Here is a 23,097-nt window from a genome sequence, read left to right as displayed (position 1 = left end):
CTTGAAGATAGATTCATAGTTTTAAATTAACGAACAACCACTTTAATATAGTCACCAGATACCCAACCAGTTTTGTTTGAGTTAGGTAGGAACACTTGATACCATCCATCTTTTGTGACTGGTTTTCCATTTGCTATGACAGCTTTTATAAAGCTGTCTGCTTTAAAGGAGCCAATCACTTCATTTCCATTTGGAAGGTTTCTGATGTTTAATGTTGTCGTAACATTTGTCACTTGTAGCAAGTTATCAATATTGATATTGCCACCGTAAATAAATGCTGGCTGTCCGTTGTAAGTGATTCGATAATAGGTCTCATCATAATATCTAGATCCATTATTTCTGACATCTGTATTATAGCCATGAATCGTGATTTTTTGCCCCTTAGCAATTGTTCCAACAATCGTAGAATCATAATAACTTGGATTAATGTAAGGGATATAGCGAACATTACCATTTACATTTAGTGTCGCGGTAATTCCAGCTGGGAAATCGATCACAACAGATGTTGGATAAGGCTTTCCATCCGGAATATTACGGCTAAATGTTCCTGGATTTGAACCATTTGTAGTAACTGGATTTTTTCCTGAATAATAATTATGGTCATAAGCCTTCATGCTTTGCATCAAACTAGAAATACCATTTTTCCAATTCTGGTCTGTAGCATACTTTTTGTTCATTCCGATCAATGTTGCTCCAAATTCAGTGTCATAGAATGGGCCACCTGGAGTTAGATAATTATTCTTAACCATATAGGCAACTGAATTAATACTATCGTCTATTGTTGGATAGTAATAACCACATGTGAACGGACACACATCATATGCACCGTAGCCATAAAGGTTATTTTTATAATTTCTAAGGTTTGAGCCACTCCAGCCAGTTTCCCAAATTGCATGAGCAACTAGGTATGAGGCATTAACTCCATATTTGTTTTGAGCATCGATAAAGTTTTGAGCATGTTTTCTTAATGGGCTATCAGAATGATTTCTGCTATCAAAGAATCGCTCAATATCTTTGGCAGTGATATTTGCTGGCTTTCTTAAGTCTAAGTACAAATAGCTTTGTTCAACCGGTTTTGTCTCACTAACATCATTTAGCTGTATATATCCAGTTTTTTTAGCCCCGTTGATTGTTACTGAGATTTCATACCAACCGTTTACAAATGTATTGTAAGATAGGGAACTACCAAGGTTATAGGATGCTAGAACCGATGAAGAAGTCGTTGCTTTTGAATATACGTTAGTAGGGCTCTTAGCTGCATAGCCCTGTATTTTTTTTTGCGATTGCACCGCATTTTGAACATCAGCAGCGCTAATGTAACCAGTTGTCGCTTTTCCATTTAGATAAACAGTTGCTTTATACCAATTTTTTGTAAAAGATTGATAGATTAATATGCTACCTTTATCATAGCCTTTTAAAGCGGCTGAGCTTTTTGAAGCACTCTTATAGACATTTGTTTTCGAAAGGAGTGCTACTCCTCGATATGGTGTGACCGTATCAAATTCGTTTTCGACATCACTAGCATTGATGTAACCAGTTGTCGCTTTTCCATTTAGATATACGGTAGCTTCATACCATCCATCTGCTAGCGTACGATATTGTAAAATCGAACCTGTCGCATAAGATTTTAGAACGGAAGCATTTGTAGCTGCTTTAGAATATACCTTGGTTGGATTTTTCAACCCAATACCTCGGAGATTTTTTTGATTTTCTTCGATATTTGCTACATGATTTTTGTGAATATAGCCAATGGTTGCTTTGTTATTTAAATATACGGTGGCTATATAATAATTATTGTTATAGGTTTTATATTTTAAAATATGTCCTTGTGCATAGGATTTTAAAACGTTTGATTCTGTGGATGCCTGTGCATATACATTTGTAGGATTTCTCAATCCTATTCCCTGTAACGATATTGATTCATTATCTAAAGTCTCGACGTCATTAAGATGGATATAACCAATTGTCGGTTTGTTATTTAAGTAGACAGTGGCTTCATACCAATTATCTGTGAGAGACTTATATTTTAAAATCGTTCCAGCAGCGTAGCTTTTCAAAGTCTTTGAACTTGTGGACATGTCAGCATAAACATTTGTAGGGGATTTAAGTGCGATCCCTTGTAATTCTACACTAGAGCTAGCCTTGGTTGTTTTCGGAGCCTTATCAATTTCTACAGAGGTTGTTATTAATTCTGTTAATGACGAAGCTTCTGTCACATTAACATTTTCATCTTCGTTAGATGGAGTAATGATATCCTCAACAGGCTCTGGTTCTGTTACGACATTTTCTTCATTTGTATTAGCAATACTCTCAATTTCTTTGGATTCAGTTTCTGAAGGTTCAACCAAGAGAGAGTCAGTATTGTCTTCAACAACTTGTGCAGATACAAGATGTTCACTCTTTACATACCCAGTGAGCGGTTCTCCCATATCGCTGCTTATGTATGAAACGAAAGAAAAGGGTGATCCTTCTTCTAACACGATGACTTCTGTATCCTTTTTAATCATTGTTAGGACGTCACTTTCTACAGAAGCAGTTAGATAGAGTGCAACCATTTCATCATTCTCTTCAGTGAAAATGAAAGAGATATTCTCAACATCTGAGGTAGTGTTTTCTTCCGCTGATACAGTCATCGATGGTAGAAACTGTAGTAAGAGTGTAATAATCATCAAACTGGTACTAATTTTTCTTATTTTTTTCAACATGTATTCCCCCATTTAAAATGGGCATCCAGGCAGGTCATAAACCCATAAAAATCATAACAATAACTATCAAATCATTAGCAGTAATACGATAAGATCAGAAAACTCTTATTTATTCTAAGCTTTTCACCTCCAATAGAATTATAGCCTCATAGTCTATTATCGCTAAGATTAGACAAAATGTTAAGAGGTAATCGACAAATAATTTTACTTTTTCTAGGAAATTGCAGAAAATGAAAAACGCGGAAGTTTTGCAGTGTTGGGAATAGTTGGATTATATGTCACTAGATAAGTCACGACATGATTGCAATATTTAAGTGTGTAGGCTAATATTAGTATTACTTTAAATTCATATTTTTTTATAACAATCCGAATCAATTTGGTATCACCTTGGATGGAGGAAGAGGAAGTTCAATGAAGGCATTAATGAAGAAAATAGTTAGGAAGTTGAAACAAATCTATCGTAGGTTAAATAATATCCTCTTAAAAGATCGATATAATACACGCTTTTCCGCTAAGGATGTGATGTTTGAAGAACATCACATGGTAGTTGAAATAGCATGTGATGTTCCTAAGAAGCTCTCTAAGTCGATCCCGATGGATGAGTTTCAGCTAATTATAAGAAATAGTGATGATTCATTGGAAGAGTATTCATTTGATGTCATTGTTCAAAAACAGGATGATCATGCCCAGGATAGATCTATCCAAGCATTTATTCCATTAACGACAATTAATAATATGGATGCTGGTACAAAGTGGGCTTTTTATATTAAAACGAATGTACAAAGCTTAGGTAATGAATGTCGGCTAGCATATGAGGCAGGAAAGAATGAGTCTCCAGATTTAAAGCTGAAATACAGATGGTATAATGAGACAGTTATTAGTCCGTATATCACCGTAGCTGGGAATTTAGGACTTAAACTATTTACTGCAAATGAAATGATAAGCACGACTGAACTCCCCAATTATGTAACCGAAATCCAGCAGGATCAAAATAAGTTAAAAATTGCTGGATGGGCTGATACGAAGTTTTTACAAAACATTAAAAACGATATACGTATACTAGTGAAAAATAGAAGGTCAAAAAACCAATTTTCTTTTCAGATCAGCTGGAGTGGAGAGAACACCTGGTTTTCAGAGTTAGATTTACAAAAGGTAGAATTAACAGCTGGAATATGGGATGTTTATTTATCAGAACGAAATAATGAAGGCGGTCATAATTATCGGGTTAAATTTGAACAAACGTTTACAATTGAGGGAGTAACCCCAATTTTTCTACCTGGTGAAAAAGAATCGTATAAAGTAATCCCATATAAAACAAAGAAACACTCATTATCAATTGAAATTAAAAGCTCATTTGTGAAATTAAAAGATTTGCAATCACAATTAAATCAGCATGAATTCTCTTTACAAGGTAAAATGACAGGACTTCATGAAATTCTTCCGATGGTCAGCAAAACCTATATGATTTTTCGGGAGCGAAACTCTGGAATCATTTCTAAATTCGAAGTAAACCTTGAAGCTGATAAGAATATTGATGATAGAATCAATTTTGAATTTTCGATTGATTATTTAAGCTTTATTCAAGATTTCGAACTCGAGCCTACTTTTTGGGATGTATATGTTGGAGTGGAGATATACGGAGAATTGCATCGTATACGATTAAAGGGTGCAACGAAGGAGTTAGCTTATCAATCAAGATACAACATAGAAACAGATGACAATGTTTATCAAATGTATTTATACTCAACAAGAAATAAATACTTATCAATGACGTTAAATGAACTGACTTTAGTTAGAGATATAGAGCAATACAAAATGAATAATCATGAGCTTCATTTAACGGGTTATGCTTATTTGGATACAATTGAGCTTACGGAGCCTGACACGTTAGAGCGTTATTTAATTATCAGAGCAAGAGAAACAGGTGAGGAAATTAGGAAAGAACTAGCACTTCTTCCTCATAAACAGATTTCAAACGAGCACGTTAATCCTCACTTTCGCTATGATTTAGCGGGATATGATGTGAAAATACCGCTACAAGAGCTTAGTCTAATTAAAAGTAATGACAAAGAGATTTTAGATTTCTATATTCAAATAAAAATGGGTAAGGTCGTAAGAGAAAGAAAGCTTGGCCTTCAATCATATAAATATTACAAAGACCATACTTTGGCTAAGGGGGTCTTAAAGCCTCGTGAAGATGAGCAGCATTATACCCTTCATTTCTTAACATTAACGCCGATGGGAAATATCAAGCTTGAAACCATGTCCTATTCTAAGGAAATGATGAATTATTTACGTTTTGGCCGTTATTTCGATATGTTTAAGAGAAGGAACAAGGATATTTGGATTATTGGGGAAAGACCAGATACGGCTCAGGATACAGGATATCACTTCTTTAAATACTGTAGAGAACACTTTCCTGATAAACCAATTTATTATGCAATTGATCCAGAATCAAGGGATGTCAAAAATATATCGTCATTAGGCAATGTGTTATATTTTGGGACCTTTGAACATTTGAAGATGACGTCACTTGCTAGTACGTTTATTGGCTCGCATGATCTTGATTATTTCATCCCATTTAAGGGGCCAACACTAAGATCTTATCGAAAAGCGACTAAGATTTTCTTACAACATGGTGTATTAGGTAGAAAAAATGTGGAATACCATAAGAAGTATTATCAATATCCTTTTGATATTTTCTGTGTAAGTTCAAAAGCAGAAAAGGAAATGGTTGTTCGTAAATTTGGATACAACACGAGTGAAGTGAAGGATGTTGGATTATCTAGATTTGATTATTTGTTAAAGGAACATCGTCCTAAGAGAGAGATATTGCTGATCCCGACCTGGAGGGAATGGTTAACAGACCAAACGAAGTTTGAAACGTCTGTTTATTTTAAACGGTATGTTGATTTACTCATGAGTGAGCAATTACACGAGATGCTTGATAAGCATGATTTGTATCTAAACTTTTATCCACATTATCGAATGCAGCACTTCATTGATAATTTTGAAGCACTTAAGCAACTTAAGAGAATTAGAGTGGTTGAGCTTGGGGAAGTTAATGTTCAGACGTTATTAAAGGATAATGCGTTAATGATCACCGATTATTCTAGCGTATCCTTTGACTTTACGTATATGTCAAAACCTGTTATTTTTTATCACTTTGACAGAGATTCATTCTTTAAAAATGGAATTCTAAGGCCGGTTGAAGAAACATTTTTAGGTGATATTGTCCATGAACAACTACAACTTCTAGAAACACTCGAATGTTATATTGCGAACGGATTCCAAGAAAAGCAAGAGGTAAAGGATAAGAAGTATTTAATCTTTACTAACATCGATACAAATAACTGTAAGAGAATTTATGAAGTTATAAAAAAAGCAAGTAAGTAAAAAGAGGGCTGTCCACATGATATGTGAGACAGCCCTTTAGTATTTGTAGTTTATTTCAGTTTTCGAAGTATGAATGGATCATCGATATCTTGCATAAGGTCTTCATCTACATCATCAATTTCATGATAATCATCGAAATCATCCTCAACAGAATTATCTATATCACTTTTAAAGTAAGAGAACAAACCTCTAAGCATCGTAACGCCCCCATTTTGTTTTTTCTTTAAAAGGTTAATCAAAATGAATCACTTTCATACATGTCTTACTATTAATATATAAAATCAAACAAATAATATAACTTGTATTTTTTAAAAAATTCAGATAATAATTCTTTTATAAACTCAAAAAAACAAGAAATCATCTTAGTAGAAAGTGATTTCTTGTCTTTATTACTTTATGAAATATCCTTCTTGCTTCTTCATTGCTTCTTTACGATATTTATTTCTTTCACTTTTGGTCATTGCTTTGTAGTCTTTGAAGAATTGTTCGTACTTTGGTAGTACATCTTTAACCGTTCCGTAATCTTTTACTTCACCGTATTCAAGCCATAGGACCTTTTGGCAAAATTGCTTTACTTGTCTAGCTGAATGACTAATGAAGAAAATGGTTTTACCTTGCTTCTTAAATTCATTCATCTTATCAATACATTTATCTACGAATGTTTTATCTCCCACAGATAGTGCCTCATCGACAATGAGAATATCGGGGTCTACTGTAATTGAAATTGCGAATCCAAGTCGGGATTTCATTCCACTTGAATAGGATTTGACGGGTTGATCAATGAACTTTCCAATATCAGCAAATTCAATAATCTCTGGTTCAAGTTTTTTGATTTCACTTTTCGTGAACCCAAGCATTAAACACTTCAATTCAATATTTTCTCGTCCAGTAAGCTCCTTGTTTAATCCAGCATTCACGGCAATAATTGCTGTTTCTCCAATAGTCTCAATGGTTCCTGAGGTAGGAGGGACTATTCCAGCAAGAATGTTAGATAGCGTGGATTTCCCTGAACCATTTACACCTACGATACCTATCACATCACCTTTTTCAGCAGTGAAGCTGACATTTTGAATAGCGTAAAAATCCTCGCCATAGCTTTTAGGGAGAAAGATATCTAATAATTTATCTGTATTTTTTTGATACATCTTATATTTTTTCGTCACATTATTTACAATGACTGATTTCATGATTATCACATCCAATTATAAGAAATCGATTAAATGTCGTCTGAATTTAACGTGTAAATATGAGCCAATCCAGAACAAAAATAGGATGACACACCAAAAGTATAGGGTATATAACGGCTGTTCAAGTATATACCAGCCTGTGCCTAGTAAGGAAGAACGGTAGCCTTCAACAATATAGAACAAAGGGTTAATCTTCATAATAAATAAAATCAATTCAGTCATTTGTGGAGAATCTGGTGTTACTTCAGGTATCCATAGAATAGGACTTAGATATAATAACATTCTCATCACAGCCTGGATAAACATTTGAACGTCACGAACAATAGTCGTAAGTGTAGATGTGATTAAAACGATTGAGATCATTAATGAAACTGTAGCTAACATGAAATACGGTAATTGAATCATATAAATTGAGATTGGAAAACCAATGAATTGTAACAAAATGATAATAATGGTAACCAACATAAGGTGATGATAGAAATTGGCGATGACCAAATATGATGGAATCACACTCATTGGGAACTTCATTTTTGACATCATTTTTAATTTCTTATAGATTCCTTTTGATCCTTCGAGAATTGAGGGATTAACAAAGAACCAAACGATAATTCCAGCAAGCATCCATTGGAAAAAGGGAATATCGCCAACCGCTTTACCTCCACGAATTCCAGAGCCAAAGACAAACCAATATATCAGAATTTGAATCATTGGATTCAAGATTTCCCATAGGATACCTAAGTAGTTGTTTTTATTTGAACTCTTCATTTCATATACTGCTAGGCGCTGTATTAAATAAATACTATTTATTTGTTCTTTAAAAATAATTAACAGGGATTTCATGAGGTAATCCTTTCTACAAAAACTTGTTCAACGACTCTTTTTGTGGCTTGACCATCTTCCAAAGACGTAAATGTTTGATAAAAAGAATCGAGGTCTTTCGATTCATACAGATTCATTTGCGCTGCTAAATGAATCTGATCAATAAGCTCTTTTGTTGTTCTTACTAATGGACCAGGTGATTCCTTTTCAAAATCAAAGTAAAATCCTCGTAATTTATCTCTATAACTTTCAATATCATAAGTAAAGAAAATTATCGGTCTTTTTAGGATTGCATAATCAAAGAAAACCGATGAATAATCGGTTACGAGCAGGTCTGAAATGACATAGAGATCTCGAATATCTTCATAGTGAGAATAATCAAGAGCAAACCCTTTATATTCATCTAGATCTATGTTTTCTGCGACCAAGTAATGCATTCGTAATATTATAACATAGTCTTGCCCAAACTCTTCTTTTAATTTCTTTAGGTCCAATTGTAACTGAAACTTGTATTTTCCACTGCCATAGAATTGATCATCACGCCAAGTCGGTGCATAGAGAATGATTTTCTTATCAAGTGGAAGACTGCAACCTTCTTTTATAGTGTTAATTGTTTCTATATTATTATGTGAAATTAAATAATCATTTCGAGGGTAGCCTGACTCAATGATCGTCCCTTTGAAATGAAAGGCTCTTTTGAAAATCTCTGTTGAATATGCATTGGGTGAAATGAGATAGTCCCATTTACTTGCTTCCTGAACAAACTCTTTTTTGTATTGATCTGTTACCGTTCCATGCATATGGACATCTTTCATATCTAATGCTAATTTTTTTAGTGGTGTACCGTGCCATGTCTGAATATAGGTAGTATGCTTTGGTTTGGGAATCCAAAGTGGAAGTCTGCTATTACTTACCCAAAATTCTGCTCGTGCTAATTTAAACAACCACTTAATGGTAAATCGTTCAACATAGTTAATCTGATGGTCATCAAATCGCTGCTTATTTCTTTTATCGACACTCCAACATAACTCGTATTCAGGATGGTTCTGTTTTAAGTATTCATAAATTGCTCTAGGATTATCACTATATTGTTTACCTAAGAAGCTTTCAAAAATAATCATATTTCGTTTTACTGGAAGAAGTCCAGCTAGCCGGAAGGTGAGTTGATAAACAGAAACAACAATCTGTTTCAAAAAACTCTTTCCTTTAGAAAGTAGGCTCATATTTTTTTCTCCTATTTCCTTTGAATTAAAAAAAGAACAACTAAGTACAACAACAACGATTATAACACTAAAGGACTTGTTGTTGTTGCTTTTGTTGTTCTAGTTTAGGTGAAACTTCTTCATTTAACAAGAAGCTCATTAAGTTTTTTGATGAAGTTCCAGTGGAATAACGATTCCATCTCATTGAGAAGCTTTCAACTAAGCTTAAATCAAAGCTATTTTCTTTAATTTTTTCAATGATCTCGATTGTCGTATAAACAGCCGGTCCAGGGATTTGTGCCATATAGTTAGTAGGTAGACCACGCTGTTCTTTATACGTATCAATGTCATAGGTAAAGAATATCATTGGCTTATTTAACAAACTGTACTCATATGGAATAGAAGAATAATCTGTAATTAGCATATCAGTTATGAGTAACAAATGGTTGATATTTTTATAAGCTGAGTAATCAAACACAAAGTTTGGGAAATCTTTTTCATATTGCTTTGCTGCATTTTTAACTGCAGGGTGTAGTTTGATTAGAACTACAAAATCGTTCCCTAATTCCTTTTCCATCTTTTCAAGATCAAGCTGTAATGTGAATGTGTCTAATTCATGATCTCGATAAGTAGGAGCGTATAGTAACACTTTTTTATTCTTAAGGTTAGGGTTTTCGGAGTACAGCATTTCCTTAATTTCTTGTTGAAGCTCGTAATCAAAGAAAATGTCAGTTCTCGGGATACCTGTTCTTAAAATCGAAGTTCTAGGTAAACCAAATGAATTGATAAATATATTTGCCATCTCTTCAGAACCAACAACAACCTTATCAAATTTCTTATAGACATTAACAAATCGATTTTGTGCTTTCTTAGAACGATTCTTAACTGAGTGGTCCTCAAGACCAAATTTCTTAAGAGCGCCTGCTGCATGCCATAATTGAATACATTGTGCATCTTTTTTAAAGTGGATAGCTGATAAGAATCCATAATAGTTATCAATCATAATATACTTTGAGCTTGCAAGTTGGTAGATTGAACAAATCATATCCCATAGATTGGCTGTTTCAAAGGCAAGTACCTTGGCGTCTGTTAATGTTTTTAAATCATAGCTACAAGAGCTTTTCTTAAGAAAAACAAATTTATTAATCGAATCTTGCATTTTCATTTCTTCGTAAAGCACAAGACTGTTTTCACCAAACGAGACGACGAAAGTGACTTTGTTTTGAAGGGGAAACAATTTAAAAAAATTGAACAATACTTTAAAAATTAGTAAGTAAAGTCCAATTATTAGTTCTTTAACCATTTTTCACCGAAAGTAGGTCGTCTTTAATTTTTGTTGTTGAAATCCCAACAGTTCTTGGTAAATAAATAACTTCACAATAGTCTTTAAGGAAATCAAATTTCCCCTTCCAGTCGTCTCCCATGACAAAGATATCAATGTTGTTGTCTACAACGTCACTTATTTTTTGATCCCAGTTATCCTCAGGAATGACTTCGTCTACATAACGTATGGATTCAAGGATTAATTTGCGATTTTCAAAGCTATGATAAGATTTTTTATTTTTAATTGCATTGAATTCATCCGTTGAAATAGCCACAGTTAAGTGATCACCTAAATCTTTTGCACGCTTTAGTAAGTTAATATGCCCCCAATGTAGTAAATCAAATGTTCCGTATGTTAATACTTTCTTCATTTGAGCAATCTCTCCTTTTTGAATGAATTCTTTTTTATATTTCAAATAATAATTACAATATATTTACATAGTTATCGTCGAAGATTTACCCAGTTATGGTAAAATTAAATGGGGTAGCTTTGCTTCTCTATAATGTGAATCTTATATCATTATAAGTCTAACAATCTATAATTTCAAATACATATCGGAATTTGTAAAATGAAAACTAAATAACCCAGAATATGGACAAAGTGATAACGAAGAAACTGTACTGTTAAATAGAACGTCTAAATATGGTTTAGAATCTCAGTAATCATGTAAATAATGATACTGGATGGATGTAGAAGCAAAGGTGGTTACTCCTGTGTTAGAAACAAAAAAAATAATGGACTTAGCTTTTGTTAATTCGACTATGAATGAATTAACTATGGAGATTTGTAATCGTATTGAACAAAATACTCGTACGTTCATTGTGACAGCAAACCCTGAAATTGTCATGTATGCGAATGAACATCGAAATTACAAGGAAGTATTAGAAGATGCAGATTATATTATTCCAGATGGAATCGGAATTGTGATTGGATCACAAATACTAAATAACCCTTTAAGCGAGCGTTTAGCTGGTTTCGATCTTATGGGACAATTATTAGATGCTTCCAATACTAAAGGATACAAGCTCTATTTTCTTGGTGCATCACCAGAGGTGATGCCAGAGGCGGTCAAGAAAATTAAATCAAAATATCAATCAAACATACATATTTGTGGTTATCATCATGGTTATTTTGATCAAGAAAAAGAACAATATATAATAGAAGAAATAAGAATGCATCAGCCAGATTTAATATTTATTGGCTTGGGTTTTCCAAGACAAGAAGAATGGATCCATCGATACATTGATTCGTTCGACAAAGGCATCTTCATGGGGGTCGGCGGCAGCTTTGATGTATGGGCAGGCAATGTCAAGCGTGCACCACTTATTTGGCAGAAGCTGAATATCGAATGGCTCTACCGACTGATGAAGCAGCCTTCAAGATGGAGAAGGATGCTCGTGCTCCCACAATTTTTGGTGAAGGTTATAAAGATACGATTACACAATTAGTTAATTAGGGATGGTTCTCACACTTCTTTTCGCAGAAAAGGAAGCATGAGAACCGTCCCTTTGTAGATAATAAGTGACAGACTGATTCTGATTGTAGGAGGATTTCTGTTGAGAATATTGTTAGTTGTATCTATGATATGTCTACTGTTCATACACGTTCCAGTACACGCAAATGAGGATACTGATATGCCATTAGTCATTGCCCACCGCGGTGCCTCAGCACATTATCCAGAGAATACGATTCCTTCCTATGTAGCGGCTTACGAGAGCGGAGCTGATTATCTAGAAATTGATCTACAGCTGACAAAGGACGGAGAACTGGTGACGATTCATGACGAAACCGTTGATCGTACTACAAATGGGAAGGGGAAAGTCAACAGCTATACGTTGAGTGAACTGAAAAAGCTCGACGCAGGCTCTTGGCTAAGTCCGAAGTTTAAAGGGACGACGATTCCTACTCTTGATGAAGTATTTAAGCGCTTCGGAAATAAGGCTAAGTACTATATTGAGGTTAAGAAGCCAACTAAAAACAAGGATATGGAAACAAAGCTATTAGAGGTGATTAAGCGAAATAACATTAAAGCGGAAAACCTCATCATTCAGTCCTTTCATATGAAAAGTCTCGAACAAATCCATCAGATTAACCCAGAGATAAAACTTGTCATGCTTTATTGGAAGAAAAATTCGATTCCAACAGAGGATCTCGATAAGCTGAAGTCATTTGCATTTGCGATTGGAATGAATCATGATTTGGTCACAAATCAAATCGTGCAAGAGGTGCATGATGTCGGCTTACAATTACATGTGTTTACCGCGAACACGGTTGATGAGATTAAGCGGGCTATGGATTTGGGAGTGGAGGGAATTTTTAGTGATGACCCAGAGAAGGTTTTGAACATTAGAAACAGGCACCAGTAAAAAAATGGGTGCCTGTTTTTATTTGTGAAAAGAAAACCCCAGGCTAGGCCTGGGGTTCCAAAAAGCTTACAGCGTGGTATTAAAAAAACTTCCCCATGGTGCTAAAATATTTTATGGTTCGCCAACCAAAATATCAGCACGGAGGAAGTCCTAATGTCAAAAGACAATAATAGTTTAGCACACACTACATGGAATTGTAAGTATCACATCGTGTTTGCACCCAAGTATAGAAGGCAAGCGATTTATGGGAGAATCAAAAAAGATATTGGTGAGATACTCCGCACCCTTTGCGACAGAAAAGGTGTTGAGATAATTGAAGCAACAGCATGTAAAGATCATGTACATATGCTAGTAAGTATTCCACCTAAGATAAGTGTGTCTGCATTTGTAGGATATTTAAAAGGAAAGAGTAGTTTAATGATATTTGATCGTCATGCGAATTTAAAATACAGATATGGAAACCGTAAATTTTGGTGCACAGGATATTATGTGGATACAGTAGGAAGAAACAAAAAGGTAATAGAAGAATATATCCGTAATCAAATTCAAGATGATATAGTCGCAGAACAATTAAGCATGATGGAATATATTGATCCATTCACAGGTGAAGAGGTGAAAAAGAAAAGACGGAAGTAAGTAGAAGGCCTTTGAGGTCTGGCCAGTATCAGTAGTACACTTGGCGAACCTTTCAGTGGCCCTTTAGGGCCTGGTCAGTAACAAAGGCTTTCAGCCGCAGAGAAAACCACCCGTTATCACGGGTGGTCGTTATTTTTGACTATTTTCTTAAAGTATTTTGTTTTTTGATATAGATGATTTATAAGTGAGATTTCTAGCAGACTGAATACACTCAAGACTCCCGTTGGATGCGTGGCCAAAGTGAGACCCCGAAGGAGCCAGCGACGAGGAGGCTCACCAGACACCCCGCAGGACACGGAGTGTATTCAGGCTGCGGCTTTATAAGCAACAATTTATACGGAAACAGCCTTATTTTTTCCTAACAAAATAATTACTTCGGATAAGTAGTTCGGATACTTCTAGCGCTTTTTCCTGTTCTTCAACAAGTCCAAATGTGATTCCATTTGGGTGTACATATGTTTTTTCACCATAATCACCTTTCATTAGAATCGCAGAGCCTTGTGAATCCTTTAAGAGGTTGCGCCCCATGGCTTGTCGGCCGTAAGCAGCTGTTTCGATTCCCATTATGTGTGCAATGGTTGGTAGGGCATCAATTTGTCCACCAATCGTTGTAACAGTTTTTCCTTCGAATTCAGGATGGTAGATAATAAATGGCACCTGTGTATAAGACTTCATCCATTCTTCTTGGGTAATTTTTTTATCATAGTAGTCTTCGATTTCAGCTAAGTCACGATGATAAAAGAGCCCGTCATGGTCCCCGTACAGGACAATGATAGTATCATCCAAAAGTTGTTCTTTCTTTAGTTGGTCGATAAATTCTCCGATGGCTGAGTCAGTGTAATGAATAGACTCAAAGTAGTTGCCTAGATGAGAGGTTGCAAGCTCCTCTGATAACTGTAGTCCATTTTCAGCATCAGGAATTTCATAGGGTGTATGGCTCGTTAAGGTGACGTAAAACGAGTAAAAAGGTTCAGGAAGCTCCTTGAGAAACGGAATCGATTGTGTGAAAAAGGACTTGTCACTTAAGCCCATTCCAATCATGTCATCTCTTTTAAAACTTGCAATATCATAGAATGTGTCAAAACCAAGGTTCGGGTAGGTCAACTCTCGGTTCCAAAAGCTGCCATCATCTGCATGCAATGCAATTGACTGATAGCCATCTTCAGCTAGGAGCTTCGCTAGACTCGGATATGAATGATGTCCATAACGGAAAAATGTGCTTCCCTCGCGAACTGGATAGAGGGAAGTGTTCACAAGAAGCTCTGCGTCCGAACTATTTCCTTCAGCCGTTTGAGGATAAAAGTTAGAGAAATAAAGACTATTGTCTAGTAACGAATTAAGTACAGGGGTGATTTCCTTGCCCTCGACCTGTTGGTTAATGACAAAGTTCTGTAGTGATTCCACCTGAATGACAATCAAATTCTTTCCTTTACCAGCACCAAATAACTCGTCTTGAGATAGGGTAGATGCTCCAAGTCTAGTGTCAAACCAATCATTAATCATTTTTTCCTCTTCAGCAGTCAGATTAATCGTGCGACTGTCCCTCACAAAGTCAGCTGCATCAAAGACGTGGTGACCCATTGGCCCCCAATCAATCATATATGAGAGTGGAGTGAATTTTTTAAAGGGGTCTCTTTGATCGAGCATGTGAATTTTGACGGGTTTTAAGCTAACTAATAATATACCAACAATGAGCAGGCTTGAGAAAAGATAGACTCTTTTTTTAATACCCAACAATGGATGCTCTGATTTTAAAAATAAATAAGCGCCTAAAATCACGGGAATATCAATAAAAAAGAGAATATCACTTGCCTGAATTAATGAAAGAATACTTGGTCCAAGTCCTTCCAAATTAGAAGTTTGTAGAAACAGGTACATCGTGATAGGACTACCGAAATATCTGAAATAAACAAGGTCTGAAAATAAAACAAAGGACACGACCAGATTTACAGCTATTAAATAAGCGATTCTAAGCGGCTGTTTGAAAAGTAGTGAGAATGACAAGAACGCAAATAAGATGCCGATTGTGCTTAAGAAAGCCCCTTGTGAAATGGCTGTTGTAAAGATTCGGTTCACAACTAGGGCTTTTATTAATAATGAAATAAACGTGATGACAATGAACCAGTCAATTGAATGAATTCGAAATCGCAATGAAATTCTTCCTTTCTATTCGTCATCTTGCCCAGGACGCAAGCTTATGAACAAATATCCCAACATAATCGCTAAGTAAATACTAACTGCCGGTGCTGTAATGACATGTCCAGCGGTGATTGCAATTCCCAACCCGAGGAGCAGACTAGTACCTACTAAGGAATGTTCCAGATTTAAGTTAGTTTTAAGATGAAGCAAGAGCCACTTAAGAATCTGAAAGAGCACATAAACGAAAGGGAGGATATAAAGAAGAAAGCCAAAAATCCCAAGTGAGTAGAAAAGATCATGTAGGTCCATTTCAATTAATTTTGGTTTTTCCTGATAATTCCCTGCATAGCCCATGCCGAAAAACTTCTGTATGACAGGAGCGTCTCGATAATACTTCTTCTGGATTGATAAATAATAGTCTCGTCCACTTAACATTAGCTGTTGCATTTTCTGATTATCTTCTTCTTCGACCTCTTCATTCTTTTCGGCAGCTTCCCCCTTTTTTTGATTCTCTTGGTCATCAAGTAGACCGATATGAATCGAGGTGTTTTTTATAATTGGTGAAAAAGGAGTATAGATAAGAGCTCCAAATAACATCACTACTTGGATTACGATGGCAACATAATGAAAGGCTGGCTTTGTTTTTCGATCTTTGAAAAATTGATAAATGCTCATGATGATACTAATCACGAGTGTAAGAAGAATTGCTCCAAATCCAACCTTTGTTCCTAATGCAAACAATGAGTAAAGCATCGCAATGGCCGAAAGCCAGAGATACCATTTTTTCAGAGAGGTTGTATGGCGAATGCAATACAATAGGACGATAGGAAAACCGATGGATAGTATTGCTCCCAGTTCGTTTGCTGCAAAGAACCAGCCTTTATGTCCTATTTTTGAGTATTGATAACTATTAAAAGCAGTCCCTGTAAGACCAGCAATCACCATTGAAAAACTTAGAAATGTCATACTATAGAAAACAAAGGCTTGGATGGTGTTAGCCCAGTTTATATCGATCCTGCTCATTTTTTTCATAACCATAAAGTAGGTGAAAAACATCACGATAAAATAAACAATCTTAATGATATAGGTGACCTCTGCACCTAGTTGAAAAGGAGATTTCAGACTCCAGTTCATCAGAAGAGATAAGATGAAAAATAGGCCAAGTACTACCATATAAAACATCAGTTTGGCATGGTTATTAAGCTGTTTTCGATTGACATAGAGATAAACCAAGCCAATGATCATCACAATAAAACGAATCATTGTCCCGAATGTGAAGGATTGTTCGAAGACAAGTAGGGATACTGATGTGATGATGTCGATGATTGGTTGTAGCAATATATATAGAAGAAAGAGGTATTCAAATGATTTTTGTTTGAGTGCTTTTTTTATTGGCGTCATTTTATCCTGAACCTTTCTACGGAATATCCATCCCTATTTATAGCCGAAAGGATGGCTGTCGATACCTATAACTTTTGATTTCTATCTTCGACTTTTTGTTGCTTCATTAAAGAATTGTAAAGAATGGTTATATTTTCTGTTAAATAGACTCAAAATGTTTAATAGAGGTTTATAAATAAATGGAGATGATTCTGAATCAATTAATGACTTGAGGTACATATATGAATTTGAAGAGGTTGCCAACCTTTGTGAAAGCTGTAGGACTTGTGACAGTGATTTCAGCGGTTGGAAAGTTGTTAGGTTTTATCAGGGAAGCCATTATCGCAGCTTATTTCGGCACAACCACACTTGCAGATGTGTTCTTTGTTGCCAATTTAGTGCCGACCATTTTGTTTACAGCAGTCGGTACAGCGATACAAGCGGGCATTATCCCATTGTATGTGGAGGAAAAGGAGAAAAGTCAGTCTGGAGCTGATCGACTGATGAGTATCCTAGGGACCTTTTTTTTCATCATTGCACTGCTGATTACGGTGCTTACGATTTTTTTTGCAAAGCCATTAGTTCATTTAGTGGCACCTGGTTTTACAGAGGAACAGCGGAAGCTTACTGTTTTACTCGTTCAAATCATGAGCCCGAGCATATGCTTTTTGGCACTGACATCGATTGCAACAGGTGTATTGAATGCAAATAAACGCTTTGTTCTACCTGCATTCACTGCAACAGCACATAATATTGTCATTATTATCGCGACAATCGTTCTAGCAAAGTCATATGGGGTCATTGGGCTTTCTGTTGGAGTATTGATTGGGGCTGCGAGTCAATTTTTGATTCAGTATCCACAACTCAAACAATACGCTATTCGCTTCGAACGTTCCTTTTGGCAAGAGCGTGAGCGTGTGAAGTCAACGATCTATATGTTTTATCCGATTATCATTGCTGCCTTGGCAGTTCAATTAAATGGTGTGGTTGATCGAATGATTTCATCTGGGTTAGAAGAGGGTAGTGTATCTGCTCTCAATTATGGTAGCAGACTGATGTGGTTACCGTTAAGTGTTATTTTAACCCCGTTGATTACAGTGCTATATCCTTCGATTGTTGAAGCTGTTTTAAAAGGATTTGGTGAATTTTTGGAGATTGTGACAAAAGGGATTCGCATGATTGTCTTTTTAGCTGTCCCGTTTTTGGTCGTGATGCTGATATGTGGACAAAGCTTAATTGAACTAGCGTTTGAACGTGGGGCTTTTAATCAGGAAGCGACAATGATGACCACACAAACATTTTTCTTTTATTCAGTGGGTCTGATCTTTTTTGCCTTAAGGGATTATTTAATGAATTGTTTTTACGCGTTGAAGGCAACGAAGGTCGCGATGTATAGCTGTTTAATAACAGTGGCTATAAATGTGGGTCTGAGTTTGAGTTTAGCACGGGTGTTATCAGCAGGTGGAATTGCCCTTGCTTCAAGTATTTCAATGGTCATTCAAACAGTGTTTTTGTTGATTTATTTATGGAAAAAAACAAAACCAGAGCAATCGTTTTTAATTAGTTTTTTTAAGGATATTGGGAAGTTAATTTTGTTGTTTGCGTTGGTTTTGATGTTAGTTTGCTGGGTACACGGTGGAGTAGATCATTTATCAGCAATTCTGAAGGTAATCGTCGTAAGTTTCATTACGTTCGTGACTTTCTTAGTCGGTGCGTTTGTTTTGAGAGTGAAAGAAGTAGAGTCTGTCGTGAAGATGGTGTTGAGGAAATAGTGTGCTCTTGATACCCGCAGCATGAATACACTCCGCGTCCTGCGGGGTGCCCGGTGAGCCTCCTCGTCGCTAAAGCTCCTGTGGGGTCTCACTTTTGGTCACTGATCCCGCGGGAGTCTCCGTGTATTCATGCTGCTTAGAGAGGGTTATACCAACTTTTCCTTATTAAATACATAAAAAGGAGTTACCCAAAATGAACATTTTGTTAACCACTATTTTTGAGTATCCCCATGAGGGAGGCTTGTCAACTCATATGTCAACACTGAAAAGAGGATTAGAGGAACGAGGGCATAAGGTGGACGTGCTTTCCTTTACCGATATGAATCCGCTCGTCAGAAAATCCTTTGCTCAAGCACCTGGATTTATCGTCAATAAATTTAAGCGCGGCAGAGGCCAGGTTATGAATGATAGTAATCGACGCAGACTCCTTAGCATGTACATCAGAAATCTTAAGCAGCATTATGATGTCATTAATTCACAGGATGTCTATGCCGCTCTTGCTTCGATTGATTCGGGGATTCCAACTGTTGCAACTGTTCATGGTTATTTTTCATTTGAAGCGATTAGTCGTGGAGCAATTGAAAAGGGGAGCGAAGAGGACGAGCGAATTCAAGTATATGAAAAAAACGCGTATCAAAAAGCCGCACAGGTTGTGACGGTTGATAAGAGAATCAAAGACTACGTAATGGAAAAAGCAGGAGTCGAAGCGATAACGATTAAAAATTTTATTGACGTCTCTTCGTTTGAAATTAACGCAGGAGATCATGCGGCAATCAGAAAGGAATTTCAAATTCCAGAGGACGTTTATGTGTTATTTGTGCCAAGAAGATTAACGGAGAAAAACGGGGTCATCTATCCGACCCTTGCCCTTCCAGACATTTTAAAGAAGCACCCGAAAACAATGCTTGTATACGCAGGGACGGGTGAGCAAATGGAAACAATTAAACAAAAGACGGAAGAACTAGGTCTTATCAACCAAGTGAAAATGCTAGGATCTGTTCCTCATGAAAAAATGAAGCAGCTATACAGTATTGCAACGGTTGTATTGGTACCAAGTATTCATTCCCATGGAGTGGAAGAAGCCACCTCGATTTCAGCACTTGAAGCAATGGGATCAGGTTCACCTGTTGTTGCTGGAGCAGTAGGTGGACTGAAGGAGATTTTTTCACATCAAGAAGATGGACTGTTGGTCGAGGAAAGAAATGTGCAGCAGCTTTCTGAAGCTGTCATTCAACTATTGGATGAGCCAAGCTTCGCACAAACTCTTGCTACAAAGGCGAGAGAAAAGGTGATAAATAAATACTCACATCAAGCAGCAGCAGAAAGATTTGAGGAAATTTACGTAGCAGCAAGTAGTCAGGTCTATGAATCTCGTCATGGATGAGGGAATAAGGTAGGAAAAAAATGCAAAAGGGGTAACACAAGTGAAGGTACTTCATTTAAATGCAGGTAATGAAACCGGGGGAGGGATGTTCCATATCCTTTCCTTGTTAAAAGAGCTAAATACAGATGAAATGGTACTAGGTGTGTTCGAGCAAGGACCTATGTACCATGAAGCGAAACAGTTAGGAATTAATGTGATTTGCTTTGAGCAGGAATCACGTTTTCATTTAACGATTCTTAAGAAGCTGTCGGCATTTATTAAAGCCGAAGGAATCGATATTGTTCACACACATGGAGCACGTGCGAATTTATATGGATTTTTATTAAAAAAATTTGCTAAATGTGAATGTAAATGGATTACAACTATTCATAGTGACCCACGCGATGATTTTTTAGGATATGGATTTATCGGAAAAATCTATACTCGTTTGCATTTATTTTCGATCAAAACTATGGACCACTATTTTGCGATTTCAACTCGATTTAAAGAAATGCTTCAGCATTTTGGGATAAAGCAATCAATTATTACCACTATTTATAATGGAATTAACTTTGATACACCAGCCTTTGCTCCGATTACGAGGGAACAGCTAGGACTAACAAAAAAGGACTTTGTCATCATCATGATTGCCCGACTTCATCCTGTAAAAGGTCATTTTATCGCCTTTCGCGCAATAACAAATATTGTACAATCTATCCCAAATGTCCATCTGCTTGTGGTTGGAGATGGACCGATGGAAGATGAGCTTAAACAATCTGTAAAGAAGATGAAAATATCTGAGCATGTCACCTTTACGGGCTATCAAGAAAATATTCATGGATATTTATCGATGTCGGATTTAATGATTTTGACCTCACATAGTGAAAGCTTTCCGCTTGTCATTCTAGAGGCTGCTAGAGCACAAGTTCCAGTTATTTCAACTGATGTGGGTGGTGTGAAGGATTTAATCACAGAACCAAAGCTAGGCTGGGTCATCCCTCAAAAGGATCCCATTGCACTTGAGAAGGCGATGAAAGAGGCTTACACATTAAAAGGTGAAGGAGTACTTCCTTTCATCGGAATCAATCTCTATGAAAAAGCCTCGGCTGAATTCTCGCTTCAGCAATTTAGTGACAGTGTGTATAAAGCCTATGAGAAAATCATTAATCAAAAACAAGTCATGAAAAGCACATAAAAGTAATAAAATGGACAAAAATAAATAATAATCTGGGAAAGTGGAAGACTTGTACCCAAAAATGAAACTTTTACCCATCGTTTTACGTCTATTAGGAATGATGCCAAAAAAATCTTGTTTATGAAACCATCCGATTGTGTTATTATCACATATAGTATTGTCATTACTAGGCCGACATCTAAAAGAAATACTGAGACTAAAATGACCAATAATTATCGAACAATATAAACCAAATATGAAGTAAAACGACATAAAACTGGTTAAAGTAAGGTTGAGGGGGATTTCTTACATGCTTTATGTAACATTATTGATATGTTTTATCGCTTCAATCCTCATAACACCGCTCGTGAAAAAGCTGGCACTAAAAATTGGAGCTACAGATCAACCGAATAGCCGTAAGGTACACCAAAAAGTCATGCCTCGTCTTGGAGGCTTAGCAATATTTATAAGCTACCTCATTGGATTTATTATTTTAATGCCTGAAAGTCCATATAAATATCCGATTCTTTTCGGAAGTATCATTATTGTCATCACTGGATTTCTAGATGATATGTTTGAAATCTCTGCAAGATGGAAGCTTGTAGGTCAAGTGATCGCATCCTTGGTTGTTATTCTAAATGGCGTTGATATCGATTTTATTAACCTTCCATTCGGAGGACAAATTGAATTTGGATATTTCACGATACCATTAACAATCATTTGGATTGTGGGGATTACCAATGCAATTAATTTAATTGATGGACTTGATGGACTTGCAGCAGGGGTTTCTTCTATTGCGTTGATCACCATTTCAGGTATGGCGATCATTATGGGGAACGTCTTTGTAGTAAGCATGGGTTTCATCTTATTAGGTAGTACACTCGGATTTCTGATCTATAATTTCCATCCAGCGAAGATTTTCATGGGTGACACGGGAGCCCTATTCTTAGGATATATGATTGGTGTTCTATCTCTACTTGGATTTAAGAATGTGGCGGTGATTTCATTCATCGTTCCAATCATTATTCTAGGTGTACCGATTTCTGATACAATCTTTGCGATTATTCGTCGCATCATTCATAAGCAACCAATTGCAGCACCTGATAAATCACATTTGCATCATTGCTTGTTGCGTTTAGGCTATGGACATAAAAAGACCGTGTTGATCATTTATGGCATAAGTGCTTTATTTGGGATTGTGGCGGTTGTGTTCTCACAAACGACGATGTGGGTATCGATTGCAGTTGTACTGACTTTATTATTAGTGATTGAGCTAATGGTCGAGAAGGTTGAGCTAATTGGGAAAGAGTATAAGCCATTGATTAAGATGGTGAAAGGGATTAGAGAATTACGTTATTCTTATAGTAAAAATAGGTAGTTAAGAGGACTCCTTCAATGTTGAAGGGGTCTTTATGTTTATAGGTGTTATTACGTCGCAGGCTGAATACACTCCGCGTCCTGTGGGGTGTCTGGTGAGCCTCCTGATATGAACGAAACTGTCAAGGCTCCCACTCTAAATTATAATTTACGTTCTTTTTGGGCAACTCTAATAAGAGCAGTTATTTTCTGCTTCTTTACTTTGATGTATTTAGCCGTTTATAGGCTAGAATAACTCCTTCTTTAGCTTACAGACC

At 36.3% G+C, this 23,097-nt stretch carries 15 protein-coding genes and 2 pseudogenes; 8 read left to right on the top strand and 9 right to left on the bottom strand.

Annotated features, from left to right (window positions below; translation table 11 throughout):
- Positions 1-26 precede the first annotated feature (26 nt).
- A complete protein-coding gene (locus F7888_RS16650) occupies positions 27-2,705 on the bottom strand; it encodes a glucosaminidase domain-containing protein (protein ID WP_191781383.1) in 2,679 nt (892 codons plus the stop codon).
- Positions 2,706-3,116: 411 nt separating this feature from the next.
- Between F7888_RS16650 and F7888_RS16645 the strand changes: the two genes are divergently transcribed.
- Complete coding sequence (locus tag F7888_RS16645) at positions 3,117-6,101, top strand: CDP-glycerol glycerophosphotransferase family protein (protein WP_191781381.1); 2,985 nt, start codon at positions 3,117-3,119, stop codon at positions 6,099-6,101.
- Between the two features lie 50 nt (positions 6,102-6,151).
- Here F7888_RS16645 and F7888_RS16640 read toward each other — a convergent pair whose 3' ends face one another.
- The 6 genes and pseudogenes from F7888_RS16640 to tagD form a co-directional block, all read right to left on the bottom strand.
- Positions 6,152-6,298, bottom strand: a complete 147-nt coding sequence (locus F7888_RS16640) for a hypothetical protein (protein WP_191781379.1) — start codon at positions 6,296-6,298, stop codon at positions 6,152-6,154.
- 207 nt (positions 6,299-6,505) lie between these two features.
- Positions 6,506-7,291: pseudogene (gene tagH, locus F7888_RS16635) on the bottom strand (teichoic acids export ABC transporter ATP-binding subunit TagH); the annotation flags it as partial.
- Between the two features lie 12 nt (positions 7,292-7,303).
- On the bottom strand, positions 7,304-8,128 hold the full coding sequence (locus F7888_RS16630) for an ABC transporter permease (RefSeq protein ID WP_191781377.1): 825 nt from the start codon (positions 8,126-8,128) through the stop codon (positions 7,304-7,306).
- A pseudogene (locus F7888_RS16625) lies at positions 8,125-9,345 on the bottom strand (CDP-glycerol glycerophosphotransferase family protein); the annotation flags it as partial. The pseudogene F7888_RS16625 and the gene F7888_RS16630, both read right to left, overlap by 4 nt.
- Before the next feature lie 52 nt (positions 9,346-9,397).
- Complete coding sequence (locus tag F7888_RS16620) at positions 9,398-10,612, bottom strand: CDP-glycerol glycerophosphotransferase family protein (RefSeq protein ID WP_191781373.1); 1,215 nt, start codon at positions 10,610-10,612, stop codon at positions 9,398-9,400.
- A complete protein-coding gene (gene tagD / locus F7888_RS16615; protein ID WP_191781371.1) occupies positions 10,605-11,003 on the bottom strand; it encodes a glycerol-3-phosphate cytidylyltransferase in 399 nt (132 codons plus the stop codon). The genes F7888_RS16620 and tagD overlap by 8 nt, the downstream gene beginning before the upstream one ends.
- A gap of 343 nt (positions 11,004-11,346) precedes the next feature.
- Between tagD and F7888_RS16610 the strand changes: the two genes are divergently transcribed.
- The 3 genes from F7888_RS16610 to tnpA all read left to right on the top strand — a co-directional run bounded on the left by F7888_RS16610 (position 11,347) and on the right by tnpA (position 13,635).
- Positions 11,347-12,081 carry a WecB/TagA/CpsF family glycosyltransferase gene (locus F7888_RS16610; RefSeq protein WP_318246313.1) on the top strand — a complete coding sequence of 245 codons (735 nt, stop codon included), beginning with the start codon at positions 11,347-11,349 and terminating at the stop codon, positions 12,079-12,081.
- Positions 12,082-12,189: 108 nt separating this feature from the next.
- Positions 12,190-12,999, top strand: a complete 810-nt coding sequence (locus F7888_RS16605) for a glycerophosphodiester phosphodiesterase (RefSeq protein ID WP_191781367.1) — start codon at positions 12,190-12,192, stop codon at positions 12,997-12,999.
- Between the two features lie 153 nt (positions 13,000-13,152).
- Positions 13,153-13,635, top strand: coding sequence for an IS200/IS605 family transposase (gene tnpA, locus F7888_RS16600; protein WP_191781366.1), 483 nt, complete (start codon positions 13,153-13,155; stop codon positions 13,633-13,635).
- 348 nt (positions 13,636-13,983) lie between these two features.
- Here tnpA and F7888_RS16595 read toward each other — a convergent pair whose 3' ends face one another.
- Together F7888_RS16595 and F7888_RS16590 are read right to left on the bottom strand one after the other, a co-directional pair.
- Entirely contained in the window at positions 13,984-15,786 is a 1,803-nt protein-coding gene (locus F7888_RS16595; RefSeq protein WP_191781364.1) for an LTA synthase family protein, read from the bottom strand.
- A 15-nt stretch (positions 15,787-15,801) separates the two neighbouring features.
- Positions 15,802-17,175, bottom strand: a complete 1,374-nt coding sequence (locus F7888_RS16590; RefSeq protein WP_191781362.1) for an O-antigen ligase family protein — start codon at positions 17,173-17,175, stop codon at positions 15,802-15,804.
- 221 nt (positions 17,176-17,396) lie between these two features.
- Here F7888_RS16590 and murJ point away from each other — a divergent pair, with 221 nt between their 5' ends.
- The 4 genes from murJ to F7888_RS16570 all read left to right on the top strand — a co-directional run bounded on the left by murJ (position 17,397) and on the right by F7888_RS16570 (position 22,841).
- Positions 17,397-18,926 (top strand): murein biosynthesis integral membrane protein MurJ, encoded by a 1,530-nt coding sequence (gene murJ, locus F7888_RS16585; RefSeq protein ID WP_191781360.1) that lies wholly within the window; start codon positions 17,397-17,399, stop codon positions 18,924-18,926.
- A gap of 193 nt (positions 18,927-19,119) precedes the next feature.
- On the top strand, positions 19,120-20,310 hold the full coding sequence (locus tag F7888_RS16580) for a glycosyltransferase family 4 protein (RefSeq protein WP_191781358.1): 1,191 nt from the start codon (positions 19,120-19,122) through the stop codon (positions 20,308-20,310).
- Positions 20,311-20,350: 40 nt separating this feature from the next.
- Entirely contained in the window at positions 20,351-21,484 is a 1,134-nt protein-coding gene (locus F7888_RS16575) for a glycosyltransferase (RefSeq protein WP_191781357.1), read from the top strand.
- 289 nt (positions 21,485-21,773) lie between these two features.
- Positions 21,774-22,841 carry a glycosyltransferase family 4 protein gene (locus tag F7888_RS16570; protein ID WP_191781355.1) on the top strand — a complete coding sequence of 356 codons (1,068 nt, stop codon included), beginning with the start codon at positions 21,774-21,776 and terminating at the stop codon, positions 22,839-22,841.
- The last annotated feature ends 256 nt before the right edge of the window (positions 22,842-23,097 follow it).

It is taken from the genome of Litchfieldia stipae, assembly GCF_014837155.1.
Taxonomy (GTDB): Bacteria; Bacillota; Bacilli; order Bacillales; family Bacillaceae_L; genus Litchfieldia.
This window is presented reverse-complemented; position numbering and strand designations above follow the sequence as displayed.